This window comes from Serratia sp. CoH_134_PS_4 (genome assembly GCF_058190535.1).
Genome location: NZ_JBXWKI010000002.1, coordinates 99416 through 122133 on the forward strand (window position 1 = coordinate 99416; position 22718 = coordinate 122133).

The window sequence follows — 22718 nt, forward strand, 5'->3', positions numbered from 1 at the left end:
TTTGGTAATTAAACCATATAACTGAAAAAGGGCCTAGCATCGCTGCCAGGCCCTTCATACCAATGCAACAGGGGAGACACGCCCCCCTACAACTTAGGCGTTATCATCATCCGCATTGTCTACCGCGTCAGAATCATCATCGCCTTCGTCCAGCGGCGCTGCGTCTTCTTCTGCGCCTTCCGCACCCGGCTCCAAGCTGTCGAGCTCTTCGTCTTCCACCGGTTCGGCAACGCGCTGCAGACCGACGACGTTCTCGTCTTCAGCAGTACGGATCAGCGTAACACCTTGGGTGTTACGACCCACCACGCTGACTTCAGATACGCGAGTACGTACCAGCGTACCGGCATCGGTGATCATCATGATCTGATCGGTCGTTTCAACCTGTACCGCACCCACAACCTGACCATTACGCTCGCTCACCTTAATAGAGATAACCCCTTGGGTGGCGCGTGATTTGGTCGGATATTCGGTCACGGCTGTACGTTTCCCGTAGCCGTTCTGGGTGACGGTCAGGATATCGCCTTCACCGCGTGGCACAATCAGGGAAATAACGCTGTCGCCTTCACCCAGATTGATACCGCGAACACCGGTAGCAGTACGGCCCATCGAACGCACCTGCGTTTCTGGGAAGCGAACCACTTTATCATTGGCAGAGAACAGCATGACTTCGTTGCTGCCGTCGGTCAGGTCAACACCAATCAACTCGTCACCCTCATTGAGGTTAACGGCGATGATGCCGGCACTGCGTGGGCGGCTAAACTCGGTCAAGGCGGTTTTCTTCACTGTGCCGCTGGCCGTCGCCATAAACACGTGACGCCCTTCTTCGTACTCGCGTACAGGCAGGATAGCGGTGATACGCTCATTGGCTTCCAGCGGCAACAAGTTGACGATTGGACGCCCGCGCGCACCACGGCTGGCTTCAGGCAGTTGGTACACCTTCATCCAGTACAAACGGCCACGGCTGGAGAAGCACAGGATCGTATCGTGGGTGTTGGCAACCAACAGGCGATCGATAAAGTCTTCTTCTTTGATACGTGCAGCTGACTTGCCTTTACCGCCACGGCGTTGCGCTTCATAGTCACTCAACGGCTGATACTTCACATAGCCTTGGTGCGACAGCGTAACGACCACGTCTTCCTGGTTGATCAGGTCTTCGATATTGATATCTGAAGTGTTGGCGGTAATTTCAGTACGGCGACCGTCGTTATACAGCTCTTTGATTGCAATCAGCTCTTCGCGGATCACTTCCATCAGACGGTCTGGGTTTTCCAGAATAAAGATCAGCTCAGCAATCGCCGTCAGCAGCTCTTTATATTCGTCCAGCAGCTTTTCATGCTCCAGACCGGTCAGTTTCTGCAGACGCAGATCCAAAATCGCCTGGGCTTGCTGCTCGGTCAGGTAGTACTTACCGTCACGGATACCGAACTCCGGCTCCAGCCACTCAGGGCGAGCAGCATTGTCACCGGCGCGTTCCAGCATGGCGCTCACGTTGCCAAGCTCCCACGCTTGAGCAACCAGCGCAACTTTGGCTTCCGCAGGGGTTGGCGCACGACGGATCATTTCAATAATCGGATCGATATTCGCCAGCGCAATGGCTAACGCTTCCAGGATATGGGCACGATCGCGCGCTTTACGCAGTTCAAAGATGGTACGACGGGTAACCACTTCACGGCGGTGGCGAACAAACGCCTGCAAAATATCCTTCAGGTTCAGCAGTTTTGGCTGCCCCTGATGCAATGCCACCATGTTGATACCGAAGGTCACCTGCAGCTGAGTCAGCGAGTACAGGTTGTTCAGCACCACTTCACCGACCGCATCACGTTTGACTTCAATGACGATACGCATACCGTCTTTGTCAGACTCGTCACGCAGCGCGCTAATGCCTTCAACGCGTTTTTCTTTGACCAGTTCGGCGATCTTTTCGACCAGACGCGCCTTGTTCACCTGATACGGGATCTCGTGAACAATGATGGTTTCGCGACCCGTTTTGGCGTCGGCTTCTACTTCAGCGCGTGCGCGGACGTAAACTTTACCACGCCCAGTGCGATAGGCCTCTTCGATACCGCGACGGCCGTTGATGATCGCTGCAGTCGGGAAGTCCGGCCCTGGGATGTGCTCCATCAGGCCTTCGATGCTGATGTTTTCATCATCGATATACGCCAAACACCCGTTGATAACCTCTGACAGGTTATGTGGCGGAATATTGGTCGCCATGCCCACAGCGATACCTGACGAGCCGTTGACCAGCAGGTTCGGGATCTTGGTTGGCATGACCGCTGGGATCTGTTCGGTGCCATCATAGTTAGGCACAAAATCGACGGTTTCTTTTTCCAGATCCGCCAGCAGTTCGTGAGCAATTTTGGACATGCGCACTTCGGTATAACGCATCGCCGCAGCGGAGTCGCCGTCGACGGAACCGAAGTTACCCTGACCGTCCACCAGCATATAGCGCAGCGAGAACGGTTGGGCCAAACGCACGATGGTGTCGTAAACCGCGCTGTCACCGTGAGGGTGATATTTACCGATCACGTCCCCGACGACACGGGCCGATTTCTTGTATGGTTTATTCCAGTCGTTACCCAGTACATTCATCGCGTACAGTACGCGGCGATGCACCGGCTTCAGTCCATCACGAACATCTGGCAGCGCACGTCCGACAATGACGGACATCGCGTAGTCCAGATACGAGTTTTTCAACTCGTCTTCGATGTTTACCGGTGTGATTTCTCTGGCAAGGTCGCTCATGGAGCTGCTATCCCTCTACTAATGATTCATCTGCCCGCTGCCATAGTGGCAAAGGTGTAAAACTATATCACAAAGCACGCTTTACGGGAAAATAACCGCCGCTCTTTAACTGAAATTGTGCATATATGTGCGGTAAAAATGCATCGGCGCAGACGGCGCTGCGCCGGAACATGTATAATCCGCGCAACGAGAACCAGGAGCCAAATACGCCCATGAATGCAGAATCATCCAGCCAAGCGCAAAACGTAGACCATCATGAAATCGCCAAGTTCGAGGCCGTTGCCTCACGCTGGTGGGATTTGGAAGGTGAATTCAAACCGCTGCACCGTATCAACCCGTTGCGCCTGAACTACATCCTGCAGCGTGCCGGCGGCATTTTTGACAAAAAAGTGCTCGACGTGGGCTGTGGCGGCGGCATCTTAGCGGAAAGCATGGCACGTGAAGGCGCTCTGGTCACCGGGTTGGACATGGGTGCTGAACCGCTGCAGGTCGCTCGGCTGCACGCGTTGGAAAGCGGCATGGCAGTGAATTACATACAGGAAACGGTAGAGAGCCATGCGCAGGCCAACCCGCAACAGTATGATGTCATCACCTGCATGGAAATGCTGGAACACGTCCCCGACCCGGCCTCCGTAGTACGCGCCTGTGCTCACCTGGTGAAACCGGGCGGCCACGTGTTCTTCTCCACCATCAACCGCAACACCAAAGCCTGGCTGATGGCGGTGGTTGGTGCAGAATACATCTTGAAAATGGTGCCGCAGGGTACACACGATCACAAGAAGTTCATTCGCCCTTCTGAACTGATCGGCTGGGTTGATGGCACACCGCTACGCGAAAAACACATGATTGGTCTGCATTACAATCCGATTACCGACCATTTCAAACTGGGTCGTAACGTTGATGTGAACTATATGGTACATACTCAGCACGAAGGCTGAGTCATCCGTCCCGCGCCGGGACTGGCTTGCCAGCTCCGGTGCGCAGCTAACAGTAAGATAAATACCTAATTTATCCGCTTTCGATCAAAATCACCGTTGTAAACAGTTTTTAAGAATATTAAATCAGATCAATATGCCGTTTTTTTCTAACGTTTAATAAAGCGGCAAACGATCACGTTTTTCTGATTATAGGGAAATTCTTATCCCACTTATTGACAAGCTTGTCGCGCCAGTCACAGCGCGCACTTCCAAAGACAAGTCACATTTCACCCCCAAGTTATCCACAAATTAGCCCACTTTTGTTCACTTGCAAACGCCCTATTTTCTCACTATCTTGTTACCTCACCGACATACACCCCCTATATATAGTGTTTACATACTGAGCAGAGCTACTACACTTCTGCTTAGGGGCACCATACGGACAGGTAAAACACCACATGAACCAAAGTCTGCTTGTAACTAAACGCGATGGCCGTAAAGAGCGCATCAACCTCGACAAAATCCACCGCGTCATCGACTGGGCCGCGGAAGGGTTAAATAACGTCTCGGTTTCTCAAGTAGAGTTGCGTTCCCACATTCAGTTTTATGACGGCATCAAAACTGCTGATATTCATGAAACCATCATCAAAGCTGCAGCCGATCTGATCTCGCGCGATGCGCCGGACTACCAGTATTTGGCAGCACGCCTGGCAATCTTCCACCTGCGCAAAAAAGCTTACGGCCAATTTGAGCCGCCAAAGCTGCTCGATCACGTAGCGCGCATGGTAGAAATGGGCAAGTACGATAAGCATCTGCTGGAAGACTACAGCTCTGAAGAGTTCGAGCAGATGGACTCCTTTATCGATCACTGGCGTGATATGAATTTCTCCTACGCGGCCGTTAAGCAGCTGGAAGGGAAATACCTGGTGCAGAACCGCGTCAGCGGTGAGATCTACGAGAGCGCGCAGTTCTTGTATATCCTGGTGGCAGCTTGCCTGTTCTCCAACTATCCGCGTGAAACCCGTCTGGATTACATCAAACGTTTCTACGACGCGATTTCCACCTTCAAGATTTCATTGCCTACGCCAATCATGTCCGGCGTACGCACCCCAACCCGCCAGTTCAGCTCTTGCGTGCTGATCGAGTGTGGTGACAGCCTGGATTCCATCAACGCGACCTCCAGCGCCATTGTGAAATATGTTTCGCAACGCGCCGGTATCGGTATCAACGCTGGCCGCATCCGCGCGCTGGGTAGCCCGATCCGCGGTGGTGAAGCCTTCCATACCGGCTGTATCCCTTTCTACAAGCATTTCCAGACCGCGGTAAAATCCTGCTCTCAAGGCGGCGTTCGCGGTGGCGCAGCCACCCTGTTCTACCCGATGTGGCATCTGGAAGTTGAAAGTCTGTTGGTACTGAAGAACAACCGTGGCGTTGAAGGCAACCGCGTTCGACACATGGACTATGGCGTGCAGTTGAACCGCCTGATGTACCAGCGCCTGATCAAGGGCCAGGACATCACCCTGTTCAGCCCGTCTGATGTCCCTGGTTTGTATGATGCGTTCTTCGCCAATCAAGACGAATTCGAACGTCTTTACACCCAGTACGAACAAGACGACAGTATTCGTCAGAAACGTGTGAAAGCGGTTGAACTGTTCTCACTGATGATGCAGGAACGTGCCTCAACCGGCCGTATCTACATCCAGAACGTCGACCACTGCAATACCCACAGCCCGTTTGATCCGCAGATCGCACCGGTGCGCCAGTCTAACCTGTGCCTGGAAATCGCTCTGCCGACCAAGCCGCTGGACGACGTCAACGACGAAAACGGCGAAATCGCCCTGTGTACGCTGTCGGCCTTTAACCTGGGCGCTATCGAAAGCCTGGACGATCTGGAAGAGTTGGCTACCCTGGCAGTACGTGCGCTGGACGCCCTGCTGGACTACCAGGACTACCCAATCAAAGCCGCTCACCGTGGCGCGATGGGCCGCCGTACTTTGGGTATTGGCGTGATCAACTATGCTTACTACCTGGCGAAGAACGGCGTGCGTTACTCTGACGGCAGCGCTAACGCTCTGACCCACAAGACATTCGAAGCTATCCAGTATTACCTGCTGAAGGCATCGAACCGTCTGGCTCAGGAGCAAGGCGCCTGCCCGTGGTTCAATGAAACCACCTATTCGCAGGGTATCTTGCCAATCGACACCTACAAGAAAGATTTGGATGTCATTTGCCAGGAGCCTCTGCACTACGACTGGGAAACGTTGCGTAAAGAGATCGTGGAAACCGGTCTGCGTAACTCCACCCTGTCAGCGCTGATGCCTTCGGAAACCTCTTCGCAGATTTCCAACGCCACCAACGGCATTGAGCCACCACGTGGCCACATCAGTATCAAAGCGTCGAAAGACGGTATTTTGCGCCAGGTAGTGCCAGAATATGAGCGTCTGAAAAACGACTACGAACTGCTGTGGGAAATGCCGAACAACGACGGTTACCTGCAACTGGTCGGTCTGATGCAGAAATTTATCGACCAGTCGATTTCTGCCAACACCAACTATGATCCGACCCGTTTCCCGGGCGGCAAGGTGCCTATGAAGCAGCTGTTGAAAGACCTGCTCACCACCTACAAGTTTGGTGTCAAGACGCTGTATTATCAGAACACCCGCGACGGTGCAGAAGATGTCCAGGAAGATTTGTTGCCGGCTAAAGACGGCGATGATGATTGCGAAAGCGGCGCCTGCAAGATCTAAAGTTTGACACAGCGGGCCGGAACTCTTCCGGCCCCTCTTAATTCAGCACGGCACTAATGGATTCAGGCTTATGGCTTACACCACATTTTCTCAGAACAAAAACAATCAGTTACTGGAGCCGATGTTTTTCGGTCAGTCCGTTAACGTTGCGCGTTTCGATCAGCAAAAACATGAAATTTTCGAAAAACTGATTGAGAAGCAACTGTCTTTCTTCTGGCGTCCTGAAGAAGTTGACGTCTCCCGTGACCGTATTGACTATCAGGCACTGCCGGATCATGAAAAGCACATTTTCATCAGCAACCTGAAATACCAGACGCTGCTGGACTCGATCCAGGGCCGAAGCCCTAACGTGGCGCTGTTGCCGCTGATCTCGATCCCGGAACTGGAAACCTGGGTGGAAACCTGGTCATTCTCCGAGACCATCCACTCCCGTTCTTACACCCATATTATCCGTAATATCGTCAACGATCCGGCGATCGTGTTTGATGATATCGTCACCAACGAAGAGATCCTCAAGCGCGCGAAAGACATTTCCGGCTACTACGACGATCTGATCGAGATGACGGGTTACTACCACCTGTTGGGGGAAGGCACACACCAGGTCAACGGTAAAACCGTCACCGTCAGCCTGCGTGCGCTGAAAAAACAGCTTTATCTGTGCCTGATGAGCGTCAACGCCCTGGAAGCTATCCGCTTCTATGTCAGCTTCGCCTGTTCATTCGCCTTTGCGGAACGCGAACTGATGGAAGGCAACGCTAAAATCATCAAACTGATCGCCCGTGATGAAGCGTTACACCTGACCGGCACACAGCACATGCTGAACCTGATGCGTTCCGGTGCCGATGACCCGGAAATGGCGGAAATCGCCGTTGAGTGTCAACAGCAGTGCTACGACCTGTTCGTGCTGGCGGCAGAGCAGGAAAAAGAGTGGGCAGAGTACCTGTTCCGTGACGGTTCTATGATCGGCCTGAACAAGGACATCCTGTGTCAGTATGTGGAATACATCACCAATATCCGCATGCAGGCAGTGGGCCTCGGCCTGCCGTTCGCAACCCGCTCTAACCCGATCCCGTGGATCAACGCCTGGTTAGTCTCCGACAACGTCCAGGTTGCGCCGCAGGAAGTGGAAGTCAGTTCCTATTTGGTAGGCCAGATCGACTCGGAAGTGCATGCCGACGACCTGAGCGACTTCGAACTCTAAGCGATGTCATCATCCAATGTGACGCTGCGTACCACAGGTACGCAGCTATCCTGCCCCAAGAATGAACGCAGCCTGCTCGATGTCCTGGAATTGCACAACGTCGAAGTGGAATACCAGTGCCGCTCAGGCTATTGCGGCGCCTGCCGCCTGAAATTGGTAAAAGGCGAAGTGACCTATCACCAACAGCCGCTGGCGTTTATCAATGACGGCGAGATCCTGCCCTGCTGCTGCATGCCGCTGACGGACATCGAGCTGGAAATTTGATTTTCAAAAATAACCTTCAATCACCTAAATTATCCGCATTTTCACACCATGCCCAAGACGAACAGTCTCAAACATGCCTCAATCCCTATATCCTTGTAAAACCCCAGCCCTTATTCGCATTGAGGCCTTTTAGGGGCGTCCCGTAAAATAGCGTGCGGGCGGCTCGCCAAAAGCACGGCGAAACATGGCAATAAAATTACTCGGCGACGCGTAGCCCAGCGCCTCCGCGATCTGCGTGACGGCCTCACCGTTAGCTAGGCGGGCCAAGGCATAGGATAATCGGGCCTGTTGCCGCCACTGTGCAAAACTTAACCCGGTTTCTGCCATCATTAACCGCCGCAGGCTGCGCGACGAGATCGCCCCCCATTTTGCCCACTCCTCTAATGAACGATCACTGCCAGGTTCTTCCAGTAATGCACGCAGAATGCGAGTAAGGCGAGGATGCCGCGGCATCGGTAAATGGAGGGGTTCATCCGGTGCACGGCGTATTTCGTCAAACATCACGGATACCATCCGTTCTTGTTCGGGTTGCAACACGTCGTGTTTTTCCCACGTCACCGCCCGTTTGACCAAGGCCCTGAGAAGTTCGCTGGTGCCAATGACACAGGGCTCTGATGGCAAATCAGTACAAACGTCTGGCGTGATCAGCAGGCTCCAACCGGTCAGAGCACCGCAAACTTGCACTTTATGCACTGTCCCTGGCGGGATCCATCCTGCCCGCTGCGGCGGCAGTACCCAGGAACCTTGTACAGTCTGAACGTGAATCAACCCCGTCTCGACACAAAACACCTGCCCGCGAGCATGCTGATGCCAGTCGTACTCACGCGTGCCGAGCCGGAACTCCGTGTCTGGCACATCATCGCCGCCAAGTGCAATCAACGATGGCCCCGCCAACCACTCGCTGAAGTCATGTTGATACTGCACGTTTTCATCCCTCACATTGGCCATTAATCACTATTTATAGTCCATATGCCGTTATATCGGCTTTTGCCATGACTCGCATAATGAAATCTTTCCAGAGCGTCACGGCAGTACGCTCACGATCTCAATAGAAAAGAACACATATGGAGAGATGTCATGACAACATTCAGCATTGGAATTGTAGGGGCCGGGCTAGGCGGTTTGTGTCTTGCGCAAGGGTTGCGCAAAACCGGTATCGACGTCGTGATTATTGAGCGCGATGCCACACCGCAGATCCGCAATCAAGGTTATCGGCTACGCGTCGATCCCACAGGCCAACAGGCACTTGCCCGATGCCTGTCGGCTGAACAATACCAACTTTTCTGCGCGACTTGCGCACAAAATCTGGGTGAAAGCCGCTTGCTGGATCCTTTCCTCAACCAACTTCATCATCGCCGCCCTGAACATTGGCTCCCCTCGAGTAAAGTGAAAATGGCAGTGCCCAACGGCGATCTGGCGGTTAATCGGCAAACGCTAAGGGAGATTCTTCTTGATGGCCTGCAAGATCATGTGCGTTTCGGCCAAGCGTTAAGCGCGTTTGAGGAAACGTCTCAGGGCATTGAACTCCAATTGGCAGAAGGGCAAAAAATGTGGGTTGACCTGCTGATTGCGGCCGATGGCATAAATTCAGCGGTGCGCAAACAGTGTTTGCCTCAGGCAGAGCCCGTGGATAGCGATACCATCACGCTCTATGGCAAAACGCCAATAACCGTAGAAACGCAAGCCCAACTCGCGTCGGCCTGGCTGCAAAAGGTTTCCGTGGTTTTCGCCGAGGGTTTTACCCTGGTCATTGAGCCGATGATATTTCAAGCTTCAATGCCACAATTAGCGGCAGAATACGCGCCTCGTTGCCGACTCAGCCCGATAGATAATTATCTTTATTGGGCCTTCATTGGCACGTCATCACGCCTTGGTGGCGCGTTAGCCGATAACGGCATCGAGCTAAAAGAACGGATACTCGCGCTCACCCATGGCTGGGACACGCAGTTACGGACACTACTGGCACTAAGCGACCCTCTTTCGCTAAGCGCCCGCCCCGTTTATATCGCACAGGATATCCCGCTATGGCCAAGTGAACGGGTCAGTTTCTTGGGTGACGCCATACATACCATGAGCCCTGCGGGTGGATTGGGGGCGAATACCGCTCTGGCTGATGCCGCCAACCTGGCTGATTGCCTGAGCAGCGCCAGGACCGTACAGCAAGGCATCGCGGCATTGAGGGGCTATGAGCAGGAAATGAGGGACCGTGCGCAACGCGCTATGCAGTTATCGCGTCAGGCATCGGCGCGGCTATCATTGGGTACTGTACCCGCAGCCTAAATAACGAATGGGGGAAAATCCCCCATTCAGCGCATCACTCAATACTCTCGACGATTTCCAGCCAAGCGTTCTTGCCACACACGGGCCCACCGTTCAGCCAACGTCGTAACATGTCCAATGCCAGCATTGCGACCGACTCCTGCCGCAGCCGTAAATGGTGACGAGCAGCCCGATAACGCACCGTCTGGCCCATACCGCCTTTCGGCGTATGTAGCACCACGCTGACCTGATCACCGCGCATGGCACTGACGGCCAACGCCACTTGCGCCCCGGTCAGCTCAGCCAGCGAACGCGCACGCGCCAGCGTGGTTTCCAGCGTTTCTACACAGTGCGACGGCAATAACTCGCCACCGGCCAGGGGTGCGCCTTCACTCTGCAACTGCAGGTTGATCAACCCGGCGCTAAACTGCTCGCTCAACGCCAGCTTCAACCCCTGCTGGGTCAGCTTCTGCGTCAGCACCGCAGGCAAACCCAGTGTGCCTTCAAACAAGGTGTTGTCAGCGGCGACCTGGCGAACCTTTTCCCACGCCTGTTCCATCGCCGCACGTTGGGTCACCGGGCCAGTGAGCTTCAGTTCAATAATCGGGCTGGAAGAACGGTAACCGAGTACCACATCCGGTGGCAACGGCATGCCGTCCAGCTCCGCAGCCAGATCGCTTTCAGACGTGCCAAAGGTGGTTAAGCGCAGGCACAGCGGCGGTTCAGGCAGCGTAAATCGCTCACGTAAACGCGGCACAATCTGCTGCTCGACCATGACTTTAAATTCAGATGGCACCCCCGGCGTGAAAAACATCATGCATCGGTTCAGTTTCAAGGCAAAACCGCAGGCCGTCCCCACCGGATTGTCGAGCATCTCTGCGTTAGCCGGGATCTGCGCCTGTTTACGGTTGGAGGCGGCCATTGGCCGACCACGCTCGGCAAAATAGGCCTCAATGCGGGCCATCCATTCCGCTTGCTCAACCAGCTCAACACCACAGGCCATCGCCGCCGCCAGGGCGCTGAGATCGTCACTGGTCGGCCCCAATCCCCCGTTAACGATCAGAACATCGGCGATATGGCTGCGCTCCTGCAATGTCTCGATCAAAGAGGAGAGGTTGTCCCCCACGGTTTCACGGCCGCTCATCGGCATGCCCTGCTGGAACAAATAGTCAGCCAACCAGGCAGCGTTGGTATCTACAATTTGCCCGTGTAACACCTCATCACCGGTGCTGAGCATCTCCACCCTTAACATTGATCTCTCCCACATTTTCTGATCTTTCCACTATAGAAGCCCGTAAATAAGTTTTCACTAAGCATCGCCGGATAATTTCTGTCGGAGGCATTTTTTTACGGCATCACGCGGCCCTTAACAGTGTAAATATATCTGAACACCACCCGTAACGCCTGTTTGACACAAAATAATGCATCAACTATCCTGCCGCACTTAGAATAGGTTACCTATAATTTTCCAAAATCTTTTGCTGATAGAGAAAAACGTGAAAAATCGCACGCTTGGCAGTGTTTTTATCGTGGCAGGAACCACCATTGGCGCCGGGATGTTGGCAATGCCGTTGGCGGCAGCAGGTGTAGGCTTCGGCGTCACGCTGGGTCTGCTGGTCGGACTGTGGCTCTTGATGTGCTATACCGCCCTGCTGCTGGTCGAAGTCTATCAGCACGAGCAAGCAGATACCGGCCTGGGGACCCTGGCAAAGCGCTACCTTGGTGGTGGGGGCCAATGGCTAACCAGTTTCAGCATGATGTTTCTGATGTACGCGCTGACCGCCGCCTACATTAGCGGGGCCGGCGAATTGCTGGCGGCCAGTATCAGCCAATGGACCTCACAAAATTTCCCCACCACGTTAGGCGTGTTGCTGTTTACTCTGGTTGCTGGTGGCGTCGTTTGCATCGGCACCCACTCGGTCGATCTGTTTAACCGCATCCTGTTCAGTGCCAAAGTGGTGTTCTTGATCGTCATGCTGGGTTTGATGCTGCCAAATATTCACCAAACCAACCTGATGACGTTACCCCTGGAACAAGGGCTGGCACTGTCTGCCATCCCGGTGATCTTCACTTCATTTGGTTTCCACGGCAGCGTACCCAGCATCGTAAACTACATGGGCGGCAACATCCGCAAACTGCGCTGGGTGTTCATTATCGGCAGCGCCATTCCGTTGATAGCCTATATCTTCTGGCAATTGGCTACCCTCGGTAGCATCAGCTCAACCACCTTCGTCGGTATTTTGGCGCAACAGGCGGGTCTGAACGGTTTATTGCAGGCAGTGCGTGACGTCGTCGCATCGCCACACGTAGAGCTGGCCGTGCATCTGTTTGCCGATCTTGCGTTGGCGACCTCGTTCCTTGGCGTCGCTCTCGGGTTGTTTGATTTCCTCGCCGATTTGTTCAAACGCCAGGATAACGTCCGCGGTCGTCTGCAAACCGGTGCCATCACTTTCCTGCCGCCGTTGGCTTTCGCCCTGTTCTACCCACGAGGCTTTGTACTGGCTCTGGGTTTTGCCGCCATTGCGCTGGCGATATTGGCGTTGCTGCTGCCGTCGCTGTTGGTATGGAAAACACGCCAGCAGCATCAAGCGAAATACCGTGTTTGGGGTGGGACGCCTGCATTGGCGTTGGTGTTTGTCTGCGGGATAACGGTGATTGCCATTCAGTTGGGCATCGCCAGCGGCATATTGCCTGCGGTGGGGTGATCAATTGTCAGTAAAACAAGGGGCCCACTGGGCCCCTTGTCGTTTGGATCAGAAGCTCAGACCAACACCGACATACGGGCCATCGGCCAAGGTGTTGTCACGACGCCCATCCTTTCCTTCCATCTTCATGTAGCGGTAACCCACATCCACACTCAGCGGACGGAAGATATTCCAGCGCAGGCCGCCGCTGGCTTCGTTGTAGGCCTTCACGCCGCTGGTCAGCGAGTCTGGTGCAAAATAGCCTTCGCCATGCAGGCTGAAGTAACGGTTGATGGCCCAATCCAGACCACCACCCAATGCTACTGCACCACCGCTTTTACCGTCTTTCGGGCTCAGATACAGTGCCTTACCGCCTACCGTCGCGGTCAACGGCCCCAGTGGCAGGCCGAAATTCAACCCCAGGCTACCAACGTTGCCGTCATGGTCACTGCGCGCCCAGTTGCCTGTTAATCCTAACCCGGAAGTGCCGGTATCCTGGCCAAAGCCAAGATTGGTGTAATGCTGCCCGGCCTCGCCCGACAGGCTAAGCGCACTCGCTGCACCCGTCACAAACAGCATGCTTGCTGCGCAGGCGACCAACGTCTTTTTCATCATCTATCCCTCTTGCTACTTCATCCATTACGGACGATATGAGTTAACCCGTAATAATACCGTCACGAGTCTATACCAAAGCACAACCAGTCTTTAAGGGATAAAGGCGAAAAAATCCTTAATTAATCAAATGAATGTAAAGTTGTGCAAACAAAGGCATCACCCTTGACGGCAATGACAACGATAACTCAGACCTATTTGCCGCGAGCGTTCAATAGGTCTACAACTAGTAGTGGCATTAACCGAGGTCAGGGTAAGCCCCCTTGCAGGATTATATGATGAATGCTTAAGCCACCCGAGTTTTACTCGATTGCAATACGATAAGGAGCAAGTAATGAGCAAGAAAGGACTGACTACTGCAGCCGGCGCACCGGTTGTCGATAATAATAACGTGATTACCGCAGGTAAACGCGGTCCGATGCTGCTACAGGACGTGTGGTTCCTGGAAAAGCTGGCCCATTTCGACCGTGAAGTTATCCCTGAACGCCGCATGCACGCCAAGGGATCCGGCGCCTACGGCACGTTCACCGTCACTCACGATATTACCCAGTACACCCGCGCAAAAATCTTCTCTGAAATCGGCAAGCAAACCGACATGTTTATCCGCTTCTCTACCGTTGCCGGTGAGCGCGGTGCCGCGGATGCCGAACGCGACATTCGTGGTTTCGCCATGAAGTTTTATACCGAGGAAGGCAATTGGGATCTGGTGGGTAACGACACGCCGGTCTTCTATCTGCGCGACCCACTGAAATTCCCCGATCTCAACCACGTGGTCAAACGCGATCCCCGCACTAATCTGCGCAATCCAACCTACAAGTGGGATTTCTTCTCGCTGTCACCGGAAAGTTTGCACCAGTTGACCATAGATTTCAGCGACCGCGGCATCCCGAAATCCTATCGTCATATGCACGGCTTCGGCAGCCATACGTTCAGTTTTATCAATGCCAACAACGAGCGTTTTTGGGTGAAATTCCATTTCCGCTGCGAACAAGGCATTGAAAACCTGATGGATGATGAAGCGGAAGCCATCATCGCCAAAGACCGTGAAAGTTCGCAACGGGATCTCTATGAGGCCATCGAACGGGGTGATTACCCACGCTGGAAACTGCAAATCCAGATTATGCCGGAACACGAAGCCTCACAGACCCCGTATAACCCGTTCGATCTGACCAAAGTCTGGCCGCACGGCGACTACCCGTTAATCGACGTCGGTTTCTTCGAACTGCACCGCAACCCGGAAAACTACTTCTCAGAAGTGGAACAGGTGGCTGTAAATCCGGCCAACGTGGTGCCAGGCATCAGCTTCTCGCCGGACAAAATGCTACAGGGGCGTCTGTTCTCTTACGGGGATGCGCACCGTTATCGTCTGGGCGTGAACCATCACCAGATCCCGGTCAACAGCCCGAAATGCCCGTTCCACAATTATCATCGTGACGGTGCCATGCGGGTGGATGGCAATAGCGGCAACGGCGCAACCTATGAGCCAAACAGCTTCGGTTTGTTCCAGGAGCAACCGGACTTTAGCGAACCGCCATTGAGCATTGAAGGGGCAGCCGACCACTGGAACCATCGTGAAGACGATGATTACTACAGCCAACCGCGCGCACTCTTCAACCTGCTGAGCGCCGAAGAGCATGAGCGCATGTTTACCCGCATCGCCGGGGAGCTGTCGCAAGTGCCGGAACAGATCCAACGTCGTCAGGTTGACTTGTTTACTAAAGTGCATCCGAACTACGGTGCAGGTGTAGCCAAAGCACTTGGCCTGAAATAGCCCCTCCGTGATCATTTAGGCCGCCTTTCGGCGGCCTTTCTTAGCGACCTGCTATCTGTTGCGCCACCCATTGTTGCAACTGCCGGCGCGATACTTTAATACCACTGCTTTTCAATTCGGTTGGCATCGCCAACAGCGCCATCGGCCGCTGGAAATTCACCAATCGCTCCTGCGACCAGGCCAGCAGCGCTTCCAACGACAGGGGCTCCTCGCTGTCGATCACCGCCACCGGTCGTTGACCAAACTCAGCGTCATTCACAGGCACCACCACCACCATGGAAATCTGCGGGTGAGCCGACAACACGCGCTCAATATCCTCTGGCTGAACGCCTTCTCCACCACTGAAAAACAGATTGTCCAATCGCCCGAGGATCCGTAACTCACCCTGTTCCATCACGCCGCGATCGCGCGTATGGAACCAGCCTTGATCATCGGCAAGGGGCTGTAAGGTGCCGTGCTGCCAATATCCCCGCGCCAGGCTCTGCGCACGGATCCAGACCTCTTCATTGACCAGCTTAATTTCCCGTCCTGCCAGCGGCACCCCAACGCCAGGTCGTGCATCAGCGCGTTTGGCACAGACGGTGGATGCAAGCTCGGTCAGACCATAACCACACCAGCAGCGAATGCCCAGCGCTTCCGCCTGTTCGGTCAGTTCTACCGGGATCATCGCGCCACCGAGCAGCACTTTTTTCAACGTCAGTGACGCTAAGGGTTGCGTCAGCAGGCGCCAAAGCTGAGTCGGCACCAGGGATGCATGCGTACATCCCGCTAACGCGTCAGCCAGCAGATGCATGTCGCGGACGACCAATCCACCACCGGCCGTCAACCAACGCCAGACAATGCCCTGACCGGAGACGTGAAACAACGGCAATGACAACAGCCAACGATCCTGAGCTTGGAAATCCATCAGCTGTAACACACCTTCGGCACTGGCAATATGCGCGGCATAGCTGTGCGCAGCCGCTTTTGGCGTGCCGCTGGAGCCGGAAGTCAACGTCAATGTCGCCAACCGCTGGGCATCCCAGCGCGGCGGATTCAACCAACGGTGCTCAGTCGAGGGTGGGTTTAAACGGATGACCTTTGCCGGTAATGTCGGCAAAAGATCTGGGCTGAAGGCAAAATCCATATCCAGCTCGAGCAGCAGCGTTGTCAGCAGAGCATCTGGCAACGCCGGGTTGAGCGGCAACAGCCGTGCACCACACTGTAACAGCGCCAGATAGGCTAACAGCAGTGGATAGCTGTTCTTGCCACATAGCGCAACGCCACAGCCAGGCTCAACGCCCTGATGTTGAAAGTCTGCCGCCAGTTTGTCCACCTGACGCCGCAACGCCAGCCAACTAAGCGGCTGATGACCGACTATCACCGCCGTGGCCTGCGGGCGTCGCTGCGCCCAATGCCGCCACGGCCAGTCGTTTAACTGTGCCATACACACTCCAACGCCTGCCGGTCCAGCAGTGGCAGCGTGCTGTCTGGCCAGCGCCGCATCAGTTGAGCCTGCATCAAATCAAGCGTGTCGAGCCCGGGGACCGTGGCCGGTGTCAGCCAGTGCGCAATGCGTGCCAACTGCGTTAGCCCCAGACTCGATTCAATACTGGAGCTGATCACTGCCGTTAACCCTGCCGCATGCGCCTGTTCCACCAGCGCACGACAGCGTGCCAGACTGCCGACCAACGTCGGTTTAATCACGATCGCCGCCACGCCCGGCTCGGCCTCCACCACGAAGTCAGGCTCACGCACACTTTCATCCCAGGCGATGGCAATGCCGGTTGCCCGAGCGAAATCCCGTGATTCATCACGGGTTTTGCAAGGTTCCTCAAGGAAGGCAATGCGTTCGCGCAGAGCCGGAGCCACATATTTAGCGAACCCATCCGCCTTGACCCGCGTCCAACTGCGGTTGGCGTCCAGCCGCAGTCTGAGATCCGGCAATGCCTCCAACAGCACGTTAACGATCATACCGTCACGTACTGCCTCATACAGCCCGACCTTCACCTTCGCCACCTTCTCGCCCGGTAAAGCCGTCAGCACCGCAAACAATTCATCGGGATCGCCCGAACACAACGGTGCTTTGCGGTAGTCAGCCTGCAGCGGCAGCCGCTGTTCCAGCTCCGCCAGCGCACAGCTTGTGCCAAATGCCACCGAGGGTAACAGGCTGTCTGGCGGTAATACTCCGGCCTGCCAACACTGTACCCAGTTCAGCGTGTCTTGCTCGGCTTGCGCCAGCGTTTCCTGACTAAATTCCGGCAAGGGTGCGATCTCCCCCCAGCCTTCCTGCTCACCTTGTTGCAGATGGATCAGTAAACCGTCACGGGTTTTCAACCGCTGGTTGCGCAGCACCACGCCAGCGTCCATCGGCAGGCTGTAACGGTAAACAGCGGCGTTACGGATAGGGGAAATCATTACGGATTGCGCTTGAATTTGCTGAAGTCCGGCTGACGCTTTTCGTTAAATGCGTTGCGCCCTTCCTGGCCTTCATCAGTCATGTAGAACAGCATGGTGGCATTTCCCGCCAGCTCTTGCAGACCAGCCTGTCCATCACAGTCGGCATTCAAGGCCGCTTTCAGACAACGCAGCGCCATCGGGCTGTTTTGCAGCATTTCACGACACCAGCGTACGGTTTCTTTTTCCAGGTCTACCAACGGCACTACGGTATTGACCAGGCCCATATCCAGGGCGGCTGCGGCATCATACTGGCGGCACAAGAACCAAATCTCACGCGCCTTCTTCTGGCCAACAATGCGCGCCATGTAAGACGCACCCCATCCACCGTCGAACGAGCCCACTTTCGGGCCGGTCTGGCCGAAAATAGCATTGTCTGCGGCGATGGTCAGATCGCACATCATATGCAGTACATGACCGCCACCGATCGAATAACCGGCCACCATTGCCACAACCGGTTTCGGGCAAGTGCGGATCTGGCGCTGGAAATCAAGCACGTTCAGGTGATGCACACCGCTGTCGTCTTGGTAGCCGCCGTAGTCACCGCGCACTTTCTGGTCACCACCGGAGCAGAAGGCTTTGTCGCCCGCACCGGTCAGGATAATGGTACCGATGCCGTCGTCATAACGCGCGTTGGATAGCGCCTCAATCATCTCTTTTACCGTGTGCGGTCGGAACGCATTACGCACCTGTGGACGGTTGATGGTGATTTTAGCAATGCCGTCGCTGGACTTGTGATACAGGATGTCTTCGAAATCACCGGAGCAATCCTGCCAGTCGATGGCGGCATACAGTTGTTCTTCATTCGGATAGAGCATGTTCTGTTCCTTTAACCAGGGTTAACGAGAAAGTCGTGCAGCTCAGCGGCGAAATCCTGCGGATTGGCCAGATGCGAGTTATGCCCGGCCTGTGGCACGATGCGTAACGGCAACTCAGCGTCGCGCGCCAGCTGTTGAAATTTGTGATCATCCGCGCCACACAGCACCACCAGCGGGACCGTCAGTTGCTGCAATTGCGGTACCAGGTAAGGCTGCTTGCCCAGCGATGTGGCCTCCAGCATGTCTGCGACCGCTGGGCCGGAATTATCAGACCGGGCGTCTATCAGCGCAGTACGGTGCACCGCACTGAGATTGGCAAAAACGGGCTGTTGATACCAGTCAGCCAGAACCTGTGCGATAGGTTCGCGACGAAAACGCTCGGCCCAGGCAGCATCATGTGCCAAGCGTTGAGCTCGCAGCGCAGTGTCAGCCAGCCCTGGGTTGCCGCCTTCAATAACCACACCCTGAAGGCCGGTAGTTTCCCCGTAGCACGCGTGATACATGGCAATGCGCCCGCCGAGTGAATAGCCCACCAGCCAATAGCGCTCGATACCATGCATCTGCAAGGTTGCGCTGATCTGCGCACTGATATCGTCAAAGCTGTTACAGGCCACCGCGACGGAGTCTCCGTGGCCGGGTAAGTCGATCGCCAGTGATGGCCACTCAGGGCAGCGAGAGGCAATCACCCGCCATTCATTATTGTTGCCCAACATGCCGTGCAGCCAGATCAACCATGGGCGATCGGCCTCGCCCTGTTGCAATACCTTTGTTGCCAGCATTATTGCTCCGCCATCAATTGCACCAGATGCTGAAGTGTTTGCGCACCATCGCTCGGTGGCACCTGCAGTTCAATCAGCGTAGCGCCGCTGTGGCGCCAGCCCTGCTCCACCGCTTGCAGCAACTGCCCCCAGTTTTCCGGACAGGCGTAAGCAAGGTGGAACATTGCCGCCACATGGCTGAACTCGACATCCTGCGGCATACAGTAAAACCGCTCTCTATCTTCTTGCGGCGTGGGCAGCAGTGAGAAAATTTGGCCGCCATTGTTGTTGACCACAATCAACACCGTCGGCGCAGAACATTGACGCAGCAGCGCCAACGCATTCAGGTCGTACAGCGCGGACAGATCACCGACCACGGCCAGCGTTGGTTTGGCGGTCGCCCGTTGTACCCCTGCGGCGGTAGAAATCAGCCCGTCAATGCCACTGGCACCGCGATTGCTAAATACCGGATAACCGGCCGGCAAGCGGGTCAGCGCATCAATCAGCCGGACAATCAGGCTATTGCCGAGAAACAGTTGGCCATTTTCCGGTAACAACTCCGGTAAACGGTGCGCCAACTGCGCTTCACCAAAGCGGTTGACCAAGTGGCCGGAAACGGCATCCAATGCCTTGTCTGCCAGCGCCGTCAGCTCGTCAGCCCACGGGGAACGCGGCTGCGCCGGATGCAGCTCAAGCCACTGCGCCACGCTGGAACGGATCCTGCGGCCCCGGTGATGTGCCGGATCGAGCCGTCCCGGTAAATCGTCAATCAGCCAATACTCCGCCGGTCGGCATTGTTCCTGCCACTGCAACAGACGTTTGCCGGTCAGGCTACTACCGAACTGCACCACCAGCTGCGCTTCGGCCAACACTTTCTGCGCTTGCGGCTGAGCCAGCCATAAATCGGCGCAGGGCAGTGGTTGTCCGGTTTGGGACAGCACGTCACCGATCAGCGGCCAACCGAGCATGTCTGCCCATTGTGCCAGCTGCTCGCCTTCTTCCGCGCTCATACGCCCAACCACCACCACGCCACGTTTTTGCCGCCAGAAGAACCAGTCCGGCTGCTTGAGCACCACGTGTGGATCCACTTCTCTCAGCCAGGGTTGGCTGTCTTGCCACCAGTCACCGAGCGCCGCGGACCAATCCGCATACTGTTGCTCATCACCGCCATACAGGGGTTCGGCAAACGGGCAATTAATGTGCAATGCACCGTGCTGCAAACGTGCCATTGCGCTGTCGACAGTAGACACTAACCAACGGGCGGGAATGTCAGGCGTCGGGCGGGGCAAATCGATATTCAGCGCCGGGTGGCTGGCATACAGGCCGTTTTGGCGGATCGCCTGATTGGCGCCGCAGTTGATCAACTCAGGGGGGCGGTCAGCGGTAAGAAACACCAGCCGCTCGCCAGTCAGGCCGGCTTCGATCAGGGAAGGATAAAGGTTGGCGGCTGCGGTACCGGAGGTCACAATCACCGCGACCGGTTCCCGTGACGCCTTGGCCAGACCAAGCGCCAAATGGCCCAGCCCGCGCTCATCAAAATGGGTATGGCAGATAAAAGACTTGTTAGCCGCCGCAGCCAGCGTCAACGGTGTAGAGCGCGATCCCGGAGCGATACAGACATGCCGCACCCCATGGCGAGCCAGCGCTTCCAACAGCAACGCCGCCCACCGGCGATTAAAAACACTTGTCGACATAATTCGCTCACAAGTCGGTTAACAGAATCTGCCTTTGGCGCGTGCCGATTGGCAGCATGCCAAAAATGATGTTCTGCATTATATGAGTAGTTATCTTTACGACTTTTGCGCCAGCGCAAAAACGCCGTATATCCCGGTGACTTTATGGTAGACAATCAATTGATTTAGAACAAAAAATAAACACAAAAATCACAAGCAGTTTACACTCCCGGCAGCATCCACTCAATAAATCCGGATCATAAGCAGGGAAATTCAGCTCAGCGCATCGGGTTGCAATAGCGTCAGCAGTCCGGCGGCCTTGTTTTCGATTTCTTGCCATTCTTCTGCCGGATCGGAACCTGCCACAATGCCGGCACCGGCATACAGACGTAAGGCTTTCTCATCGACTTGTGCACAGCGCAGCGCCACGCAAAATTCACTGCGGGGAAAGGACAGGTAGCCGGCAGAACCGGCATACCAAGCACGGGAAAAAGGTTCATGTTGCAGGATAAACTCACGTGCAGCCTGGCGTGGTAAGCCAGCCACCGCGGCCGTTGGCTGCAAGCGTTGCAGGCAATCAGCGTCGCTACTGTGGTTGAGACGGCCTTCAATACGCCGCCGCAGGTGTTGCACCTTGCGTAAACGCACCACTTCAGGCGGCAAGACATCCACCGCGTCGGCACCGCCTTGCAAGCGCTGGCAGATATCATCTACCACCAGTAAATTTTCATGCTGATTCTTACCGTCTTGCAGCAACCACTGTGCTAATGCCTGCGCCTGTTGCCGATCGGGGTGATTGGCCACCGTACCTGCCAGCGCCTCAGTCAGCAAAAGGCGCCCTTCGCGCCGATACAGTCTTTCCGGGCTAGAGCCAAGGAATGCGCGGCGTGCATCAAACCGCAACATATAGTGGTAGCAACGGTGATTCACCTGTCGGCTGGCATCCATCATTGCCGGAGCAGACAGCGGGCTATCCAGCGTTAATAGCGTACTGCGTGCTAACACCACCTTTTCCATCTGCTGACTGTCGATGGCCTGTAACGCTTCATGCAACATCGCTTCCCAGTCGGCGCGTTCCGGCTGATGCCGAACCTGATCCACCTGCACTTTTAAGGGTGTGATGGGCACGGCTGCTAGCAGTTGATCCAGCCACTGGCTGGCCAACGCCGCATCGTCACGCAGCGCGTTCTCAGAAAACAGATTGAGCGTTAAGTGCGCATCCTCGCCACCATTCCATATTTCCAGCCGAGGCAAAAATAAATACGCAGCGCCATCAAAAGCGTTCAGCCCCCATACGCGTGCGTTCTGATGGGTTCTGAGAAAACTTTGCGCTTGCTGAGGCTGGGTGAACTGAAGCACTGCACCGCACACCGCGGCTTCTTCATGCCCATCGCGATGGCGCCAATAAAACTGCGGGAATGCCGGCTGTGCCGCCAGCCACTCCAGCAAGTGGTTGGCCAACGGCGCCGGAACAGGAAGTGAACGTTGCTGGAAACCGCCATCAGCAGGTACATCGTGTTCAAGCTGCTGGCGTAAGCGTCCTAACAATGCAGAGAGTTGTTCCACAGCGACCTCAATAACCAAACCTAATGTAGGGAATTATACGGTAAATCAGCGCAGAGCGGCGGAAAAATCGTGTCGTTGGATCATCGGTAACAACACCTTATTGTTTATTAAAATTAAACAATTAGCTCAAAAAACGCCCAACAAGATATTAACCGACTATACTAAGTGAGCATATCCCTGCCTGTTGCGAACCCTCGCCAAATCTAAAAATCGGCTTTAATGGGATGTTCACAATCTCCAAGCGATTTTTTCCGGCTGCCTTTTTGG

17 protein-coding genes are annotated in these 22718 nt (G+C 55.1%); 7 read left to right on the plus strand and 10 right to left on the minus strand.

Going from position 1 to position 22718, the window contains the following annotated elements; all coding sequences use genetic code 11:
* Positions 1-93 precede the first annotated feature (93 nt).
* On the minus strand, positions 94-2745 hold the full coding sequence (gene gyrA / locus AC2FCQ_RS05800) for a DNA topoisomerase (ATP-hydrolyzing) subunit A (RefSeq protein ID WP_490658445.1): 2652 nt from the start codon (positions 2743-2745) through the stop codon (positions 94-96).
* A 212-nt stretch (positions 2746-2957) separates the two neighbouring features.
* On the opposite strand from gyrA, the gene ubiG reads away from it, so the two are divergent.
* The 4 genes from ubiG to yfaE all read left to right on the plus strand — a co-directional run bounded on the left by ubiG (position 2958) and on the right by yfaE (position 7874).
* A complete protein-coding gene (ubiG, locus tag AC2FCQ_RS05805; RefSeq protein WP_209638981.1) occupies positions 2958-3683 on the plus strand; it encodes a bifunctional 2-polyprenyl-6-hydroxyphenol methylase/3-demethylubiquinol 3-O-methyltransferase UbiG in 726 nt (241 codons plus the stop codon).
* Positions 3684-4120: 437 nt separating this feature from the next.
* Positions 4121-6409, plus strand: a complete 2289-nt coding sequence (gene nrdA / locus AC2FCQ_RS05810; protein WP_209638979.1) for a class 1a ribonucleoside-diphosphate reductase subunit alpha — start codon at positions 4121-4123, stop codon at positions 6407-6409.
* A 70-nt stretch (positions 6410-6479) separates the two neighbouring features.
* A complete protein-coding gene (gene nrdB / locus AC2FCQ_RS05815) occupies positions 6480-7610 on the plus strand; it encodes a class Ia ribonucleoside-diphosphate reductase subunit beta (RefSeq protein ID WP_265555726.1) in 1131 nt (376 codons plus the stop codon).
* A 3-nt stretch (positions 7611-7613) separates the two neighbouring features.
* Positions 7614-7874 carry a class I ribonucleotide reductase maintenance protein YfaE gene (yfaE, locus tag AC2FCQ_RS05820; protein WP_209638975.1) on the plus strand — a complete coding sequence of 87 codons (261 nt, stop codon included), beginning with the start codon at positions 7614-7616 and terminating at the stop codon, positions 7872-7874.
* Positions 7875-8003: 129 nt separating this feature from the next.
* Here the strand turns inward: yfaE and AC2FCQ_RS05825 are convergent, their stop codons facing one another.
* The gene (locus AC2FCQ_RS05825; RefSeq protein ID WP_265555722.1) at positions 8004-8798 is read right to left on the minus strand and encodes an AraC family transcriptional regulator; all 795 of its coding nucleotides are present in this window, start codon (positions 8796-8798) and stop codon (positions 8004-8006) included.
* 153 nt (positions 8799-8951) lie between these two features.
* Here AC2FCQ_RS05825 and AC2FCQ_RS05830 point away from each other — a divergent pair, with 153 nt between their 5' ends.
* The gene (locus AC2FCQ_RS05830; RefSeq protein WP_490308464.1) at positions 8952-10154 is read left to right on the plus strand and encodes an FAD-dependent oxidoreductase; all 1203 of its coding nucleotides are present in this window, start codon (positions 8952-8954) and stop codon (positions 10152-10154) included.
* Between the two features lie 34 nt (positions 10155-10188).
* Here the strand turns inward: AC2FCQ_RS05830 and AC2FCQ_RS05835 are convergent, their stop codons facing one another.
* The gene (locus tag AC2FCQ_RS05835) at positions 10189-11385 is read right to left on the minus strand and encodes a nicotinamide mononucleotide deamidase-related protein YfaY (protein WP_490308465.1); all 1197 of its coding nucleotides are present in this window, start codon (positions 11383-11385) and stop codon (positions 10189-10191) included.
* Between the two features lie 244 nt (positions 11386-11629).
* Here AC2FCQ_RS05835 and tyrP point away from each other — a divergent pair, with 244 nt between their 5' ends.
* Positions 11630-12838, plus strand: coding sequence for a tyrosine transporter TyrP (gene tyrP, locus AC2FCQ_RS05840; RefSeq protein ID WP_490308466.1), 1209 nt, complete (start codon positions 11630-11632; stop codon positions 12836-12838).
* A gap of 48 nt (positions 12839-12886) precedes the next feature.
* On the opposite strand, the gene AC2FCQ_RS05845 is transcribed toward tyrP, so the two are convergent.
* Entirely contained in the window at positions 12887-13429 is a 543-nt protein-coding gene (locus tag AC2FCQ_RS05845) for a YfaZ family outer membrane protein (protein WP_209639052.1), read from the minus strand.
* Between the two features lie 334 nt (positions 13430-13763).
* Between AC2FCQ_RS05845 and katA the strand changes: the two genes are divergently transcribed.
* Positions 13764-15200, plus strand: coding sequence for a catalase KatA (gene katA, locus AC2FCQ_RS05850; RefSeq protein ID WP_209638965.1), 1437 nt, complete (start codon positions 13764-13766; stop codon positions 15198-15200).
* Between the two features lie 40 nt (positions 15201-15240).
* On the opposite strand, the gene menE is transcribed toward katA, so the two are convergent.
* The 6 genes from menE to menF all read right to left on the minus strand — a co-directional run bounded on the left by menE (position 15241) and on the right by menF (position 22451).
* Positions 15241-16626, minus strand: a complete 1386-nt coding sequence (gene menE, locus AC2FCQ_RS05855) for an o-succinylbenzoate--CoA ligase (protein WP_490308467.1) — start codon at positions 16624-16626, stop codon at positions 15241-15243.
* The gene (gene menC / locus AC2FCQ_RS05860; RefSeq protein WP_490308513.1) at positions 16614-17585 is read right to left on the minus strand and encodes an o-succinylbenzoate synthase; all 972 of its coding nucleotides are present in this window, start codon (positions 17583-17585) and stop codon (positions 16614-16616) included. Before menC ends, menE begins: the two co-directional genes overlap by 13 nt.
* 11 nt (positions 17586-17596) lie before the next feature.
* Positions 17597-18454, minus strand: a complete 858-nt coding sequence (gene menB / locus AC2FCQ_RS05865; protein ID WP_442477246.1) for a 1,4-dihydroxy-2-naphthoyl-CoA synthase — start codon at positions 18452-18454, stop codon at positions 17597-17599.
* An 11-nt stretch (positions 18455-18465) separates the two neighbouring features.
* On the minus strand, positions 18466-19233 hold the full coding sequence (gene menH, locus AC2FCQ_RS05870; RefSeq protein WP_209638959.1) for a 2-succinyl-6-hydroxy-2,4-cyclohexadiene-1-carboxylate synthase: 768 nt from the start codon (positions 19231-19233) through the stop codon (positions 18466-18468).
* On the minus strand, positions 19233-20906 hold the full coding sequence (gene menD, locus AC2FCQ_RS05875) for a 2-succinyl-5-enolpyruvyl-6-hydroxy-3-cyclohexene-1-carboxylic-acid synthase (protein WP_490308468.1): 1674 nt from the start codon (positions 20904-20906) through the stop codon (positions 19233-19235). The genes menH and menD overlap by 1 nt, the downstream gene beginning before the upstream one ends.
* A gap of 252 nt (positions 20907-21158) precedes the next feature.
* Positions 21159-22451 carry an isochorismate synthase MenF gene (gene menF, locus AC2FCQ_RS05880; RefSeq protein WP_490308469.1) on the minus strand — a complete coding sequence of 431 codons (1293 nt, stop codon included), beginning with the start codon at positions 22449-22451 and terminating at the stop codon, positions 21159-21161.
* Between the last annotated feature and the right edge of the window lie 267 nt (positions 22452-22718).

Coding starts and splice junctions, on each gene's coding strand:
- gyrA (WP_490658445.1), bottom strand. CDS start 2,745: ATGAGCGACCTTGCCAGAGAAATCACACCGGTAAACATCGAAGACGAG.
- ubiG (WP_209638981.1), top strand. CDS start 2,958: ATGAATGCAGAATCATCCAGCCAAGCGCAAAACGTAGACCATCATGAA.
- nrdA (WP_209638979.1), top strand. CDS start 4,121: ATGAACCAAAGTCTGCTTGTAACTAAACGCGATGGCCGTAAAGAGCGC.
- nrdB (WP_265555726.1), top strand. CDS start 6,480: ATGGCTTACACCACATTTTCTCAGAACAAAAACAATCAGTTACTGGAG.
- yfaE (WP_209638975.1), top strand. CDS start 7,614: ATGTCATCATCCAATGTGACGCTGCGTACCACAGGTACGCAGCTATCC.
- AC2FCQ_RS05830 (WP_490308464.1), top strand. CDS start 8,952: ATGACAACATTCAGCATTGGAATTGTAGGGGCCGGGCTAGGCGGTTTG.
- AC2FCQ_RS05835 (WP_490308465.1), bottom strand. CDS start 11,385: ATGTTAAGGGTGGAGATGCTCAGCACCGGTGATGAGGTGTTACACGGG.
- AC2FCQ_RS05845 (WP_209639052.1), bottom strand. CDS start 13,429: ATGAAAAAGACGTTGGTCGCCTGCGCAGCAAGCATGCTGTTTGTGACG.
- katA (WP_209638965.1), top strand. CDS start 13,764: ATGAGCAAGAAAGGACTGACTACTGCAGCCGGCGCACCGGTTGTCGAT.
- menE (WP_490308467.1), bottom strand. CDS start 16,626: ATGGCACAGTTAAACGACTGGCCGTGGCGGCATTGGGCGCAGCGACGC.
- menB (WP_442477246.1), bottom strand. CDS start 18,454: ATGCTCTATCCGAATGAAGAACAACTGTATGCCGCCATCGACTGGCAG.
- menH (WP_209638959.1), bottom strand. CDS start 19,233: ATGCTGGCAACAAAGGTATTGCAACAGGGCGAGGCCGATCGCCCATGG.
- menD (WP_490308468.1), bottom strand. CDS start 20,906: ATGTCGACAAGTGTTTTTAATCGCCGGTGGGCGGCGTTGCTGTTGGAA.